This is a genomic window from Nocardia brasiliensis NBRC 14402, from assembly GCF_000308475.2.
GTDB lineage: Bacteria > Actinomycetota > Actinomycetes > Mycobacteriales > Mycobacteriaceae > Nocardia > Nocardia brasiliensis.
Genome location: NZ_BAFT02000110.1, coordinates 120,518 through 134,365, shown reverse-complemented (window position 1 = coordinate 134,365; position 13,848 = coordinate 120,518). Strand labels below are relative to the sequence as shown.

The 13,848-nt window shown below is 69.2% G+C and carries 14 protein-coding genes; 6 read left to right on the top strand and 8 right to left on the bottom strand.

The features are described from left to right. Positions 1-32: 32 nt before the first annotated feature. Genes TY25_RS36825 through TY25_RS36795 form a run of 7 tightly spaced genes read right to left on the bottom strand, consistent with a single transcriptional unit; the run spans position 33 to position 6,316 of the window. A complete protein-coding gene (locus TY25_RS36825; protein ID WP_042264342.1) occupies positions 33-1,487 on the bottom strand; it encodes an FAD-dependent monooxygenase in 1,455 nt (484 codons plus the stop codon). Between the two features lie 4 nt (positions 1,488-1,491). Continuing rightward, complete coding sequence (locus TY25_RS36820) at positions 1,492-2,436, bottom strand: aromatase/cyclase (RefSeq protein WP_042264339.1); 945 nt, start codon at positions 2,434-2,436, stop codon at positions 1,492-1,494. 21 nt (positions 2,437-2,457) lie between these two features. Continuing rightward, positions 2,458-3,243: a 3-oxoacyl-ACP reductase FabG gene (gene fabG, locus TY25_RS36815; protein WP_042264337.1), complete on the bottom strand. Its 786-nt coding sequence runs from the start codon at positions 3,241-3,243 to the stop codon at positions 2,458-2,460. Between the two features lie 12 nt (positions 3,244-3,255). Continuing rightward, positions 3,256-3,513: an acyl carrier protein gene (locus TY25_RS36810; RefSeq protein WP_014982309.1), complete on the bottom strand. Its 258-nt coding sequence runs from the start codon at positions 3,511-3,513 to the stop codon at positions 3,256-3,258. A gap of 12 nt (positions 3,514-3,525) precedes the next feature. After that, positions 3,526-4,725: a ketosynthase chain-length factor gene (locus TY25_RS36805; protein ID WP_042264335.1), complete on the bottom strand. Its 1,200-nt coding sequence runs from the start codon at positions 4,723-4,725 to the stop codon at positions 3,526-3,528. Then, positions 4,722-5,993 carry a beta-ketoacyl-[acyl-carrier-protein] synthase family protein gene (locus TY25_RS36800; protein WP_042264333.1) on the bottom strand — a complete coding sequence of 424 codons (1,272 nt, stop codon included), beginning with the start codon at positions 5,991-5,993 and terminating at the stop codon, positions 4,722-4,724. Before TY25_RS36800 ends, TY25_RS36805 begins: the two co-directional genes overlap by 4 nt. Further along, positions 5,990-6,316 (bottom strand): TcmI family type II polyketide cyclase, encoded by a 327-nt coding sequence (locus TY25_RS36795; protein ID WP_042264331.1) that lies wholly within the window; start codon positions 6,314-6,316, stop codon positions 5,990-5,992. Before TY25_RS36795 ends, TY25_RS36800 begins: the two co-directional genes overlap by 4 nt. Positions 6,317-6,755: 439 nt before the next feature. On the opposite strand from TY25_RS36795, the gene TY25_RS36790 reads away from it, so the two are divergent. The 6 genes from TY25_RS36790 (at position 6,756) to TY25_RS36765 (ending at position 12,659) form a co-directional block, all read left to right on the top strand. Then, positions 6,756-7,943: a nucleotide disphospho-sugar-binding domain-containing protein gene (locus TY25_RS36790; RefSeq protein ID WP_042264328.1), complete on the top strand. Its 1,188-nt coding sequence runs from the start codon at positions 6,756-6,758 to the stop codon at positions 7,941-7,943. Continuing rightward, a complete protein-coding gene (locus TY25_RS36785; RefSeq protein ID WP_042264326.1) occupies positions 7,943-8,560 on the top strand; it encodes a dTDP-4-dehydrorhamnose 3,5-epimerase family protein in 618 nt (205 codons plus the stop codon). The genes TY25_RS36790 and TY25_RS36785 overlap by 1 nt, the downstream gene beginning before the upstream one ends. Further along, a complete protein-coding gene (locus TY25_RS36780; protein WP_042264324.1) occupies positions 8,551-9,555 on the top strand; it encodes an NAD-dependent epimerase/dehydratase family protein in 1,005 nt (334 codons plus the stop codon). Before TY25_RS36785 ends, TY25_RS36780 begins: the two co-directional genes overlap by 10 nt. Positions 9,556-9,621: 66 nt before the next feature. Continuing rightward, a complete protein-coding gene (locus TY25_RS36775) occupies positions 9,622-10,617 on the top strand; it encodes an LLM class flavin-dependent oxidoreductase (RefSeq protein WP_042264321.1) in 996 nt (331 codons plus the stop codon). A gap of 16 nt (positions 10,618-10,633) precedes the next feature. Then, positions 10,634-11,686, top strand: a complete 1,053-nt coding sequence (locus tag TY25_RS36770; RefSeq protein WP_042264816.1) for a ketoacyl-ACP synthase III family protein — start codon at positions 10,634-10,636, stop codon at positions 11,684-11,686. Beyond that, on the top strand, positions 11,679-12,659 hold the full coding sequence (locus TY25_RS36765; protein ID WP_042264319.1) for an acyltransferase domain-containing protein: 981 nt from the start codon (positions 11,679-11,681) through the stop codon (positions 12,657-12,659). The genes TY25_RS36770 and TY25_RS36765 overlap by 8 nt, the downstream gene beginning before the upstream one ends. On the opposite strand, the gene TY25_RS36760 is transcribed toward TY25_RS36765, so the two are convergent. Continuing rightward, positions 12,660-13,832, bottom strand: a complete 1,173-nt coding sequence (locus tag TY25_RS36760; protein ID WP_042264318.1) for an IS701 family transposase — start codon at positions 13,830-13,832, stop codon at positions 12,660-12,662. Between the last annotated feature and the right edge of the window lie 16 nt (positions 13,833-13,848).

Below are 13,848 nucleotides of genomic sequence, written 5' to 3'. Positions count from 1 at the left end.
TTTGCTCTCCTTGTCTGCGCACGGGCTCGCGGTCAGTCAACGGACCCGGGCGGGCCGAACCAGTGCCGCAAGCGGCCGTCCAGGTCGGCATCCGCGGAACCCACCCAGCTCACGTAGCCGTCCGGCCGTACCAGCACGGCCTCGGTACCGATCTCGTCTCCGGCCGCGACCTCGGCCACGCCGACCCGCCGGCCCCAAGGCGCCACCACCTTTTCCAGCGCGTCGACCTGCGAGCGACCGGACCCGAGCACCAGGCCGCGCCCGGTGCGCAACGCCGCGGTGCTTGTCCCGGCGGGCTCGCGCAGCGCCAGTTCGGGCAGCCGGACGCCGAGCCAGCGGTGCTCCCCCGGCTCGGCCGGATAGCGCACGTCCAATCCGCTGATCATCCCGGCCAGGTGCACCCGCACCGATTCCGCCGCGATCAACTCGCGCAGCATGGTCCGCAACGACTCGACTTCCGGTCCGCCGAGCAGCAATTCGGTCTGGACCCGGATGTTCGACAGGATGCGTGCACCGACCGCACTGCGTTCCGAGTGATAGGTGTCGAGCAGCTGATCCGCCGCGCCGTGCAAGGCGGCGGCCAGCTTCCAGCCCAGGTTCACGGCGTCCTGAAGGCCGAGGTTCAGCGCTTGGCCACCGCTGGGCATCTGCTGATGCGCGGCATCACCCGCGAAGAGCACGCGGCCCCTGCGGTATTCCCGCACCTGCCTGCTGGTGTCGTCGAAGGCGTTCACCCACAACGGCTTTCCGTGTCCGATGACCTCGCCGGTGACCTGCTGCCACGCCGCGGCGACCTCGTCGAACGAGGGATCGCCCGATCGCCCGGCACCGTCGGCGCCGAAGCGGTGCACCATCACCCGGGTGATCCCGGCGGGATTTTTCGCCGCCGTGGCGAATCCGTGCTCATACCGCTCGAAGCGCCGATCCTCGATCGCCAGGCCCGCCACGTCCGCGCGCAACAGTTCGCGGGTGGCCGAGCGGCCCGCGAACTCCACGCCCGCGCACTCGCGCACCGTGCTGTCCGCGCCGTCGCAGCCGACCACGAATGCCGCACGCAGCCGCCGTATTCCGGTGCCGGTCTGCGCGCGAACCTCGACGCCGGCGCCGTCGTCGTGCACCGCCGATACCCGCCAACCACGCCGGACCTCGGCGCCGAGCGCCACGGCCCACTCGTGCAGCAGTGCCACGGTGGTGGTCTGCGGGACCTTCCACTGACCGGGAAACCGGCTGGGCAGGGTGAGATCCAGGGGGATGCCGCCGAAGTGGCCGCGCGGCTCGTTCGGCACGGGGCCGAGTTCGTCGACCAGGCCCCGGGCGTCGAAGATCTCCATCGTGCGCGCGTGCAAGGTCGAGGCCCTGGACTCCGTCGACGGCGTCTCCCGCGACTCCAGTACGACGACCTCGACGCCCCCGAGGCGCAACTCACCCGCCAGCATCAGCCCGACCGGGCCCGCGCCGACGACGACCACCTGCGTCTGTTCGATCATCGGATCAGCCGCGTCGCTCGGCGAAGGACTTCGCGTGCTGCAGGGTGGTCATGCTGTTGGTGCTCAACGCATTTCGCACGAAGTCCTTGGCGTCCTCGAGCGTCTTGTCCGCGCCGAGGATGTCGGCGATCCGATCGGTGTCGATGGTGACCGTGTGCTGCGAGGTGGCCAGTACGCCGTCGGTGTTCTCGGCGAAGGTCCACCGTCCGGTGTGCAGCGACATCAGCGCGGGCAGGGTCACCTGCTTGTAGACGATCGAATGGTGCGGGTAGGTGACCCGATAGGACTTGGTGGTGTGCACCGAGCCGTCGCGCGTCTTGGTGTCCATCTCGAGTGTCTGCAGGCCGGGTGAGGGCTCTTCCAGCCGTGCGGCGGCGACGTGCGGCAGCCGCTCGGTCCACAGCTGCGCCTGGTCGATGAATTCGTAAGCCTGCACGGCCGAACCCGCGATCTGCACGGAATCCTCGAACGAGAAGGTGGAATCGGCGGCCGCGTAGGCGTATTCGAGTTCGGTCCGCAATCCTTCCAGCTCACTGCGCGAGTTGCGGTCGACCGCCTGGTCGATCCAGGCCAGGCCGTCCGGGTCGTCGTCCACCGCGCGGTAACTGTGCTGCAGCCGGACCAGTGCGGTGTGGTCGGACCGGGCTTCGATCAACCACGCGCCGCTCATGAAGGCCACCGGCGGTGCCGAAATCTCTTGCTGGAAGGTGATTTTCCGCGCGGCCGGATCGAGCGTGCGGCGCGAGGTCCAATTCTTGGCGGTGCCGTTGGCCGTCGCCCAGATCCGGATCCGTTCGGCGCCCTCGGTCTGCTCGAGCTGCTCCACGTAGATCGTCGGACCGAAGATGCGCGGCCAACTGCCGACATCGGCGATCAGCGCGTACACCGTGTCCGCGGGTGCGGCGATCTCGATCTCGTGCTCGACCTCGCGCATAGTGCTGGTAGTCATCGAAATACCTGTTCCTCGAGCTCAGAAGTTGCCCAGTCCGCCGCAGACGTTCAACGCTTGCGCCGTGATGGATGCGGCGGTGTCGGAGGCCAGATAGCCGACCAGTCCGGCCACCTCCTCCGGGGTCGAGTAGCGCCCGAGCGGGATCTTGGCCTGGAACTTCTCCAGGATCTCCGCCTCGCTCTTGCCGTAGGCGCTCGCGTAGCCCTGCCGGACCCGCGCCGCCATCGGCGTCTCGACGTAACCGGGGCACACGGCGTTGACCGTGATGCCGGTGGGGGCCAGCTCATTGCCGAGCGCCTTGGTGAACCCGACGACGCCGTGCTTGGACGCCGAGTACGGCGCACCGAGCACCACGCCCTGCTTGCCCGCGGTGGAGGCGATGTTGATGATCCGGCCGCGGTCCTTGGTGCGCATGCCGCCGGTGTTGAGCACCTCGCGGGTCAGGCGGAAAACGCTGGTCAGGTTGGTCTCGATGACGTCGTTCCACAGCTCGGCGGTGATATCGGCGGTGACGCCGCCGCCACTGCGCCCGGCGTTGTTCACCAGGACATCGATGGACCCGAACGCGTCGACGGCGGCCTGGACGAACTGCGCTACCTCGGTGTCCGAACGGACATCCACGGCGGCGCCGTCCACCGTCAGGTCCTCCGAGCGCAACTGCTTCACCGTGGCGGTCACGTTCTCCGCGGTGCGCGCGCCGATGAACACCCGGTGTCCCGAGCCGCCGAGCAGACGGGCGACGGCCAGTCCGATTCCGCTGGTCGCCCCGGTCACCAGGGCTACCGGCGCTTCGACATTCGACATCTGCGTTCCTCCTCAGGCCGCGTTCACGAGACGCGCGTTGACGGCGCCGATCAGGGCCCGCGGCGTGGTGGCCGACAGCAGGGTGTCCTCGTCCAGCGAGATCTCGAACTCGCGCTCGATCCGGCCACTGGCTTCCAGCAGCGCGAGCGAGTCGTAACCGAGGTCGTCGAAGAGCACGTCGAGCACGGGTTCGGCGAAGTCGATGCCCTCGTCGCCCGCGGCCTCGAGCATGATCCGGCCCAGGTCGGTGAGTGTGAATCGGTCAGCCATTGTCCTTCTCCTTCATGAGTTTTCGTTGGTCAGCACGAGCGCCGAGTTGAATCCGCCGTAGCCGCGCGCCAAGACCAGCGCGGTGCGCACGGTGGCCGGGCGGGCCTGGCCCACCACCAGATCCAGTTGCGCCTCGGGATCGGGCTCGACGTGCACGGTCGGCGGAATCAGGCTGTGCCGCATGGCCAGCAGCGCGGCGACGAGATCGAGCGGCCCGGCACCCGAGTACAGCCGGCCGGTCATCGTCTTCGGCGCGGTGACCGGCACCGCGCCGGCGCCGAACACCGCCGAAATGGCCTGCGCTTCCATGCGATCGAGCTCGGGCAGGCCCGCCGCGTCGGCAAAGACCACGTCGACGTCCGACGGGACCCGCCCGGCATCGGCCAGCGCCAGTTCGATCGCTTTGCGCAGTCCTGGCCCGTTCGGGTCGAAGGTGGCTGCGTAACCGGCGATCTCGCCGTAGGTCCGCGCGCCACGAGCCCGTGCATGCCCGTCGGACTCGACGACCAGGATCGCGCCGCCCTCGCCGGGCACGTGCCCGTTCGCGCGGGCATCGAAGGGCAGATACGCGTCCGCCGGGTCGTCGCTGGTGCTCAATCGCCCGCTCGCCTGCTGCCCGATCCAGCCCCACGGGCACAGTGACGAGTCGATCGCGCCAGTGACAATGGTGCTGGTGCCCTTGCGAATCGCGCGCCGCGCGGCGGCCACGGCATCCAGTCCGCCGGCCTGGTCACCGACCAGCACGCTGGCCGGGCCCTTCATGCCGTTGCGAATCGCGATCTGGCCGCTGTTCACGGCGTAGAACCAGGCGAAGGACTGGTACGCGCTGACGTACTGACTGCCCCGGTGCCAGAGGTTCTGCAATTCGCGCTGGCCGAATTCGAAACCGCCGGCCGAGCTGGCGGTGATCACGCCGATGTCGAATTCCGGCAGCCGACTCGGCGTCAGCCCGGCGTCGGCGAACGCCCAGTCCGTCGCGGCCAAGGCCAGCTGGGTCATCCGGTCGGTCTGCGGGAGCAGCCTGCCCGGCAGGTGATCAGCAGCCTCGAAGCCGGGAACCTCGCCCGCGAGCTGTGCCGGATAGCCACTCGGATCGAACCGGGAGACCCGGGCGATGCCCGACTTCCCGGCCACCGTGGCGTCCCAATATTGTTCCGCGCCGAGACCGTTCGGTGCCGCCACGCCGAATCCGGTGACCACCGCCGTCGTCATGCCGCGCTCCGTTCAGCGCGGGCGAGCACCATCGCGCTCTGGAAACCGCCGAAGCCGCTGCCCACGGTCAGCACCGCGTCGGTCACGTGCTCGCGCGCGGTCAGCGGCACGTAGTCCAGATCGCATTCCGGATCGGGGGTGTGCAGGTTGGCCGTCGGCGGGACGGTGTTGTGCGTCATCGCCAAGATCGACGCCGCGATCTCGATCGAGCCGATCGCGCCGAGCGAATGCCCGACCATCGACTTGATCGAGCTGACCGGGATCTCGTAGGCCCGATGGCCGAGGCTGCGCTTGAACGCCGCGGTCTCGTGCCGGTCGTTCTGCTTGGTGCCCGAACCGTGCGCGTTGATGTAGTCGATCTCGTCCGGGTTCATCTCGGCTTCGTGCAGCGCCACCCGGATGGCCTCGGCCATCTCGATGCCGTCGGGCCGCAGGCCGGTCATGTGATAGGCGTTGCTGCGGGTCGCGTAGCCCGCGATCTCGGCGTAGATGCGCGCGCCGCGCTGCTTGGCGGATTCGAGTTCCTCCAGCACGAACACCGCGGCGCCCTCGCCCAGCACGAAGCCGTTGCGGGTGCCGTCGAACGGGCGCGACGCGGTGCCCGGCTCGTCGTTGCGCGGCGAGGTCGCCTTGATCGCGTCGAAGCTGGCCACGGTGATCGGCGAGATGGGCGCGTCGGTGGCGCCCGCCACCATCACGTCGGCGGTGCCCTCGCGGATCAGTTCGACCGCGTAGCCGACGGAGTCGATGCCTGAGGTGCAGCCGGTCGAGATCACCGTGGTCGCACCGCGCGCCCCGACCAGCTCGGCCACCTCCGCGGCGAACGAGCTCGGCACCAGGCAGCTGTACAGATGCGGCACGGCGTACTCGTGGTCGACCAGGTGCAGCCGCCCGGCGTCACTGACCACGCGATATTCCCAGTCCAGGCTGGTGGCCGCGCCGACCGCGGTGCCGATCGTGACGCCGACCCGGTACGGGTCGTAGGTCTCGATGTCGATTCCGCTGTCGGCCACCGCGCTCGGCGCGGCGACGGCGACGAACTGCGCTGCCCGATCCATCCGCCGGACCTCTTGCGGACTGAGCCCGCCCGCCTCGGGATCGAAGTCGACCTCGGCGGCGATCTTGGACCGGAACGGCGCCGGATCGAAGAAGGTGATGCCGCGCGTCGCGGTACGGCCGGCGCTCAACAGCTCCCAGAACGCGTCGCGACCGACGCCGCCGGGCGCGAGCACCTCCATGCCGGTGACGACGACTCTGCGCTCGTTCACGATTCGGCTGCCCAGCTGTAGAACCGAGTGGCCATGGCGTCCGAGGGTGTACGCCACTGCGGGTCGTAGGCCTCGATGAACGGTTTCAGATCGGCGCTGATGCCGACGAAGCGCGGATCGGTCTTGGCCTGCTCGATCCGTTCGCCGCCGTCCGCGGAATCGAAGTCCTGCAGGTGGAAATAGAGTCCGCGGTAATAGAACAGCTGCCTGCGGCGGGTACCCATGCGGTGCGGCATCTCGGTGCCGTCGAACTCGGCGAACAGGTCCGCGACCTGTGGGTGCGATCCGGGATCCATCCGCGCCACAATCAATGTGCTGTGCATCGGAGTTGTCTCCTTCTACTAGATTCGACGCTCGCAATCCCAGAAGATCGCCCACATCGGCGAGCGGACTGCACTGGCGAGGATTCTTGACTCCACGCAGCGGGTAGCGATTTCGACCCCGGGTTCCATGATCTTGAAGGAAACGACAATAAACAAGATTCGAATCGGTCAGGACATTGTCAAACTTTTGTTTCCGCTTCGCACCGCCGAAATACTGCGAGAACACCGAGTGTCAGCGAACTGTCAACTCGCCACGGGCGCCGACCGGCGAGCAACGATTCGGATTTGACCAAGAATTGACACAAATATGCAAAACCCCGTATTGCCTATTCAGCGGCGGACTGGAAATTATTGAATATCCAGCCGGACGGCTCATTCGCCGGACGCGCTCGCGACAGCTGCCGGCCAGACCACGACATATCCGGAGGTACCGATCGCAATGCGATTCCTGCTCACCACCCTGCCCGGCACATCGCACCTGTTGCCGCTGGTGCCGTTCGCGCAGGCGGCGCTCGCCGCTGGGCACGAGGTGCGCGTGGCCTGCACCGGTCCGGCCCTGCCCGCCGCGGTGGCGGCCGGGTTGCACGCGCTGGCCGTGGACGACGGCGCCTCGGCCCGGCCGTACGAGGAGATCGTGCGCCGCATCGGCGAGACCGACATGACCGAGACGATGTCGCCCGCGCAGATGCACGCGGAATTCGCGGCCGCGTTCGGCGAGACCGGCAATCTCATGCTCGGCGGGTTGGTCGAGGCCGTCCGGGAATGGCAGGCCGACGCCGTGGTGTACACCCCGATGGCGGTGGCCGGCCTGGTGGCCGCGCGCGCGACCGGCACGACCGCCATCGTGCACGGTCTCGGCACCCGGTGGCCGACCTACGGCCCCGCGCTGGCCCACCTGCACAGTGCCGCAACCGATCTCGGCGTCTCGGAGGCGGTCGAGGCGGATATCGAGATCGACGTCAGCCCGCCCTCGCTCGAGGCCATCCATCATCGGACCACGCCCGCGCCGACGCAGACCTACGCGAGCCGCATCGAGAGCATGCGCTACCTGCCCTACAACGGCGGCGGGGAACTCCCCGCCTGGGTGCGCGCACCGCGCACCGGACGCCGCCGGGTCGCCGCCACTCTCGGCTCCTTGACCGCGACCTACGGCGACGGCACGCTGCTGCGGCACATCATCAAGGGCGCCGCGGAGCTGGACGTCGAGATCATCCTGATGACCGGCGACGCCACCTTGCCCGGCCCGCTGCCCGAGTACGTGCGACCGGTGCCGTGGCTGCCGTTGCGCGCGGTGCTGGAATCCTGTGCGGCCGTGGTCCATCACGGCGGCGCAGGCAGCATGTACGCGGCCCTGGACGCCGGCGTCCCCCAGCTGGTGCTGCCCGACCGCGGCACCGACAGCGATACCAACGCCCAGATCGCGGTGACCCGCGGCGTGGCCCTGCGGCTCGACGCCGGCGAGATCGGCGCGAGCACCATCGAACAGTCGCTCGGCAAGCTGCTCGACTCCGAGAGCCATCGCGACGCTTGCACCGAAGTAGCCCAGGAGATGCACAACATGCCTGCTCCCAGCACGGTAATCGACCGGATCGCCGCCGCGATCACCGCGACGAAGGCGGGTGCGTGATGAGCTCGGTCGAGGTCAGAAAGCTCGACATCGAGGATGCGGTGGAGTTTTCCGTGCCGGTATATCGAGACAGCCGTGGACTTTTCACCAGCCCGTTCCAGATCGACGCGTTCGACGCGGCCCTCGGCCACGGCCTGTTCCCGGTCCGCGACATCAGCCACAACGTCTCGGCTCGCGGCGTACTGCGCGGCATCCACTACACGACGACCCCGCCGGGGCGCTCGAAGTACGTGTACGTCCCGCACGGCCGCGTCACCGACTACCTGGTCGATCTCCGCGTCGGCTCACCGACCTTCGGCCGTTGGGACCAAACGGAATTGGGCGGCGACGGCGCCACGGCCAAGGCGCTGTTCATCCCGATGGGCGTCGGCCACGCGTTCCTCTCGCAGCAGGACGATTCGATCGTGGTCTACGTGATGTCGGAGGGGTACGAGGCGGCCAACGAATTGGCCATCTCCCCGCTGGACCCGGAGATCGGACTGCCGATCCCCCGGATCCCCCGTCCGGAGCAGTCCGAAAGAGACCGCGCCGCACTGACTCTCGCGGAGGCGGGCGACCGTGGCCTGCTTCCCGACTACGCGACCTGCCTCGAGCTGGAGGCGAAACTGTGGCACTGACACCACCTCTGGTAACCCTGCTCGGCGCCACCGGCTTCGTCGGTTCGGCGGTGCTGCGGGAACTCGCCGCACGCCCGATCCGGCTGCGCGTCGTCGCGCGGCATCCCGCACCGATTCCGCCGGACGCGCGCGCCACCATCGAGGTGTGCACCGCGGACCTCACCGCGCCCGGTGTGGTGGCCCGCGTGGTCGCGGACGCGGACATCGTCGTGCACTGTGTCGCCTACATCAACGACGGCCCGTCGACCTGGCGGATCGCCGAGGGCGACGACGCCGCCGAGCGGGTGAACGTCGGCATCGTCGCCGACCTGGTCGCCGCGCTCGAGCAGCGCCCCGACCCGGTCGGCGTGGTCTTCGCCGGTGCCGTCTCCCAGGTCGGCAAGGGCGCGGGCGAGGTGATCGACGGCACCGAGATCGACGCTCCCTCAGGCGAATACGACCGGCAGAAGCTACGCGCCGAACGGCTGCTGCTCGACTCGCTGGCGGCGGGGCCGCACCGGGCGGTGTCGGTCCGCCTGCCGACGGTCTTCGGCAGCGGGCCCCAGTCGACCGCGCGGGACAAAGGCGTGGTCTCGATGATGATCCGGCGCGCGCTGGCCGGTGACCCGCTCACCATGTGGCACGACGGCACCGTCAAGCGCGACGTGGTCTACGTCGAGGACATCGCCCGGGCGCTGGTGGCCGCGACCGAGCACACCGCCGAACTCGCCGGGCGCGCCTGGGTACTCGGCTCCGGCCACGGCATTCCGCTCGGGCAGTTGTTCGGCACCATCGCGGACCTGGTCGCCGCGCACACCGGCAGCCGCGCCCCCGTCGTCTCGGTGCCGCCGCCCGCCCATGCCGAGGCCGGCGATCTGGTACACATCACCATCGACTCCTCGGCTTTCCGCGCCGTCACCGGCTGGCAGCCGACCGTACCCCTGGAAACCGCACTGCGCCGGACCATCGAGGTCTGCGCGGCCGAGCGGGTCACCACCGAATCGACGGCCGGCTGAGCCGGTGCCTCGACGCCACCGTGACTCGCGTGAGTCACGGTGGCACCGCCGAAGAATGGAGCACACATGGACGTCGGACTCGTCTTCGATCTCCGCAACCCCCGGCAGTGGCAGCGGCCGTGGGCCGACCACTACGCACGCACCCTGGAGTTCTGTGAGGAGGCCGACCGACGGGGCGCCGGTGGCATCTGGTTCACCGAGCACCACCTCTTCGAGGACGGCTATCTGCCGCAGCCGCTGACCTTCGCGGCCGCCGCGGCGGCGCGCACCCGCCAGGTCCGGATCGGCACGGCCGTCGTGCTACCGGCGCTGCGCAAGCCCGCGCAGCTCGCCGAGGAAGCCGCGGTCGTCGATCTGATCAGCGGCGGCCGGCTCGAACTCGGCCTCGGCGCCGGCTATCGCGTACCCGAATACCAGTTGTTCGACGCCGATTTCAGCAAGCGGTTCGCCCGCACCGGCGCGACCATCGAAGAGGTCCGCCGCCTGTGGGAGACCGGCGGTGTCACACCGGGCCCCGTGCAGCAGCCGGTACCGATGTGGGGCGGCTTCTATCGCCCGCGCGGCGCGCGGCTGGCCGGCCGGCTCGGCATCGGCCTGATGCACATCTCGCACGAGATGTTCGCGCACTATCAGGTGGGATTGGTCGAGGGCGGTCACGATCCCGAGTCGGCGCGGGTCGCGGACCTGGTGCCGATTCTGCTGGCCGACGACCCGGAAGCGGCGTGGGCCCGCGTCACGCCCTATCTGGCGCATCAGAAGAACACCTACCGCAGCTCCTCCGTCGAGGGCACCGACCGCCCGGCCCCGCCGCTGCTCGGTCCGGACGACCTGCGCGTCCGGCCGCTGGACGGGTCCTGGGGCCACCTGGAGATCCTCACGCCCGAGCAGGCCGCGGTCCGGATCAAGGCGCGCATCGCGGGATTGCCGGTGCGGCACTTGATCTTCTGGGCCGATATCGCAGGCATGCCGGACGATTTGGTGGCGCGCAATATCGAGCTGGTGAGCGAGCACCTGCCACCGCTGCTGGCCAAGGAACTCGATGTGGCGGGCACCGCCCGATGAGCATCCGGAGACACGCATGAGCGGCGAGCTCTATATCGCCGGATGCGCCACCTGGCTGCCTCCGACCGTGTCGACCGGCCAGGCCGTGGCGGCGGGCGACTGTGACGAGAAGCTGGCGACGATGACCGGCATGGCGTCGGTCACCGTGGCGGAGAAGGAATCCGGGCCCGAGATGGCCGCCAACGCCGCTACCGCGGTGCTGGACCGGACCGGTATCGGGCCCGACCGGATCGACCTGATCCTGCACGCCAGCCTCTACTTCCAGGGCCACCACCTGTGGTCGCCCGCGTCGTACATTCAACGTGCCGCAGTCGGAAACCAGTGCCCGGCAATGGAAATACGACAGGTCTCGAACGGTGGCATGGCCGCACTCGAACTGGCGGGCGCCTATCTCTCGGCGTCCGCCGACCGGGATTGCGTGCTCATCACCAGCGGTGATCGGATGAACCCACCCGAGTTCGACCGCTGGCGCAGCGATCCCGGCACGGTCTATGCCGACGGCGGGACAGCGCTGCTGGTGTCGCGGCGCTCCGGTTTCGCCGTTCTCCGTGCGCTGCACACGGTTTCGGACCCGGAGCTGGAGGGGATGCACCGCGGCGGCGATTCCTGTGGTGCGCCGTCGCTGACCACTCCGTCACCGGTCGACCTCGAGGCACACAAGCGCGAATACGTCGCCGCGCGCGGCCGGCAGTACAGTGCCGCGCGCGTGGCCGCGGGCCAGAAGGCCGCGCTGCACGGCGCGCTCGCCGCGGCGGGTGTCGAGCTTGCGGATATCGCGCGAATATCGTTGCCACACATGGGCTGGCGGCGAGTGAAGGCCGGCTTCCTGTCCCAGTTCGACATCGATCCGGAGCGCACTACGTGGTCGTGGAGCCGGACCATCGGTCATCTCGGCGCGGGCGATCCCATCGCCGGTCTGGACCACCTGGTCGGCACGGGCGCGGTCGGCCCGGGCGACCTGTGCCTGCTGGCCAGCGTAGGCGCCGGGTTCAGCTGGTCTTGCGCCGTCGTCGAAATCCTCAGCCGCCCTTCGTGGGTGGCTGCTGCCGAGGGGAATTCCCATGAGTAGTCCGCCCCTGGCGATGATGTTTCCCGGCCAAGGTTCGCAATACCCACGCATGGCCGCCGGGCTATATCGGGAGGAGCCCACATTCACCAAGGCGATGGACGAGGTCTTCGCGGCCCTCGGCGCGGAAGGCGCACCGCTGCGCGACGATTGGCTGGCCGCGACGCCCGTCGTGCCGATCGACCACGTCACGCGGGCCCAGCCACTGCTGTTCGCCATCGACTACGCCATGGCCCGGATGGTGACCAACTGGGGTTTCGCGCCCGACCTGGTCATCGGGCACAGCATCGGCGAGCTGGCCGCGGCGGCCTACACCGACATCCTGTCGCTGCCCGAGGCCGCGGGGGTGGTGCTCGACCGGGTGCACCGGATCGCCGCCGCGCCCGCGGGCGGCATGCTCGCGGTGGCCGCGACCGTCGACGAACTCGAGCCGTACCTGTCGCAGGAGGTGGCGCTCGCGGCGATCAACGCGCCCCGCCAGACGATCCTGGCCGGATCCGACACCGCACTCGCCACGGTGTCCGCCGAGTTGCGCGCGGCGGGGCGCACCTGCCGAACTGTGCCGTCGCTCAGCGCGTTTCACAGCCCGCTGCTGCTGCCCGCGGCCACCGGCAGTCTCGAATACCTGGTCAAGCTCACGCCGCGGATGCCGCGCATCCCGGTCTATTCCTGCTACACCACCCAGCCACTGGACCAGGCGACGATCGCCGATCCGGCGTACTGGGCCCACCATCCCGTGGCGACCGTGCGCTTCTGGCCCACCCTCGACGCGCTCATCGGATCGCACGAGCGCATCGTGTGCGTCGAAGCCGGTCCCGGCCAAGGATTGTCGACCGTCGCGCGCAGGCATTCCGCCATGCGCGAAGGCCGCGGCTCGGTCGTGTCGGTCTCCCCGGCCCGCGCGGGCGGCGCGGACTGGCAGGCCGCGGCCGCGGCCTTCGCCACTCTCACCTCGGTGTGCGCGCCGCTGTCGTGATCACCCGGCCGCCTCCATCGGCGCCAGCTGCTCCCGATCGGCCGCCAGCCGCATCAGCAGCGCGTGTGCCACGGAGGCCAGCGTCACGTGCCGATGCCAGCCGCCGTAGCTGCGACCGGAATAGTCCCGGACACCGGCCTTGTCGGCGACCTCGGCGCTGTCCCGTTCGACCCGGGTCAGCGCCGCCGCCAGCCGGACCAGTTCGCCGGCCCGCTCGGTCGGCAGATCGGTCAGCCACAGTGTCCGCGCGGCCGAGCCGGTCTGCGCGGGCATTTCCAGCAGCGCCAGTTCCGCGGCGGGCCCGCCGACGGAATTGCGCGTGCGCGGGGCGAAACCGACCGTGACCGCGGCGGTCCGGGGTGATCGCAATTTTCCCGGCAGCTCACCGTGCGACGGCAACAGCATGCGCCGTCGGCTTCCCTTGGCGGCTTTCATGATGTCGCCCGCCGGAATCAGGCAGTCGGCGCGGTGGCCGGTCAGCATTTCATCGGCAACATGCAATTTCGTCGCATGATCGATGCGCGACAGCGACGGAATACCGTGCGCGTGCAGCCGCGGCACCACCGCGCGGATATCGAGTTCGCGGGCGTCGAGCACCACCGGCCGCACCGGCAGGCGCCAGTCGTGCTTCAGTCGCAGGCACAGCTCGACGATCAGGTCCTCGCGCAGCTGTGGCAGCAGATCCGGCGGAATCGCCGCGGACGTGCGCCGATGCTGGTCGTCGAGCCAGCCGCGCGGCAGGTGCAGGCGCCAGTCGACGGGTGCGCTGAGTTCCGGCGACAGGGCCCAGATCGCGGTCGCCTGTTGCACATTCACCACCCGGCCCGCCGTAGGCAGGAAGCGCCGCTCGACGCCTACCGAATGCTGACCCGACTTCTTGATCGCCATCGAGTGCACCACCAGCGACTCGATCTCCTGCCTGCGGAACAGGTATTCGGCAAGCGCGAGGCGAACCGGGGTCCAGTCCCAGTTCGAGGCGCTGATGAAATGGTGCAGGCTTTGATCGGTGACGGTGCCGTCGAGTGACCGTGCGATATTCCGCACGGATTTCCGGCCCGGCGAGTCCAACAGGCCTTTCAAATATTGCGCCGCTCGACTACGTTGATCTTTACGCGGCAACGAAGAGAACAGAATATTGCACAGCTCGGCAGCCTCTTCAAAATCTTCGAACATACGAATGCTCCCCAAT

Excerpts from the sequence above, each read along its gene's own strand:
- TY25_RS36825 (WP_042264342.1), bottom strand. The coding sequence starts at position 1,487 with ATGATCGAACAGACGCAGGTGGTCGTCGTCGGCGCGGGCCCGGTCGGG.
- TY25_RS36820 (WP_042264339.1), bottom strand. The coding sequence starts at position 2,436 with ATGACTACCAGCACTATGCGCGAGGTCGAGCACGAGATCGAGATCGCC.
- fabG (WP_042264337.1), bottom strand. The coding sequence starts at position 3,243 with ATGTCGAATGTCGAAGCGCCGGTAGCCCTGGTGACCGGGGCGACCAGC.
- TY25_RS36810 (WP_014982309.1), bottom strand. The coding sequence starts at position 3,513 with ATGGCTGACCGATTCACACTCACCGACCTGGGCCGGATCATGCTCGAG.
- TY25_RS36805 (WP_042264335.1), bottom strand. The coding sequence starts at position 4,725 with ATGACGACGGCGGTGGTCACCGGATTCGGCGTGGCGGCACCGAACGGT.
- TY25_RS36795 (WP_042264331.1), bottom strand. The coding sequence starts at position 6,316 with ATGCACAGCACATTGATTGTGGCGCGGATGGATCCCGGATCGCACCCA.
- TY25_RS36790 (WP_042264328.1), top strand. The coding sequence starts at position 6,756 with ATGCGATTCCTGCTCACCACCCTGCCCGGCACATCGCACCTGTTGCCG.
- TY25_RS36785 (WP_042264326.1), top strand. The coding sequence starts at position 7,943 with ATGAGCTCGGTCGAGGTCAGAAAGCTCGACATCGAGGATGCGGTGGAG.
- TY25_RS36775 (WP_042264321.1), top strand. The coding sequence starts at position 9,622 with ATGGACGTCGGACTCGTCTTCGATCTCCGCAACCCCCGGCAGTGGCAG.
- TY25_RS36770 (WP_042264816.1), top strand. The coding sequence starts at position 10,634 with ATGAGCGGCGAGCTCTATATCGCCGGATGCGCCACCTGGCTGCCTCCG.
- TY25_RS36765 (WP_042264319.1), top strand. The coding sequence starts at position 11,679 with ATGAGTAGTCCGCCCCTGGCGATGATGTTTCCCGGCCAAGGTTCGCAA.
- TY25_RS36760 (WP_042264318.1), bottom strand. The coding sequence starts at position 13,832 with ATGTTCGAAGATTTTGAAGAGGCTGCCGAGCTGTGCAATATTCTGTTC.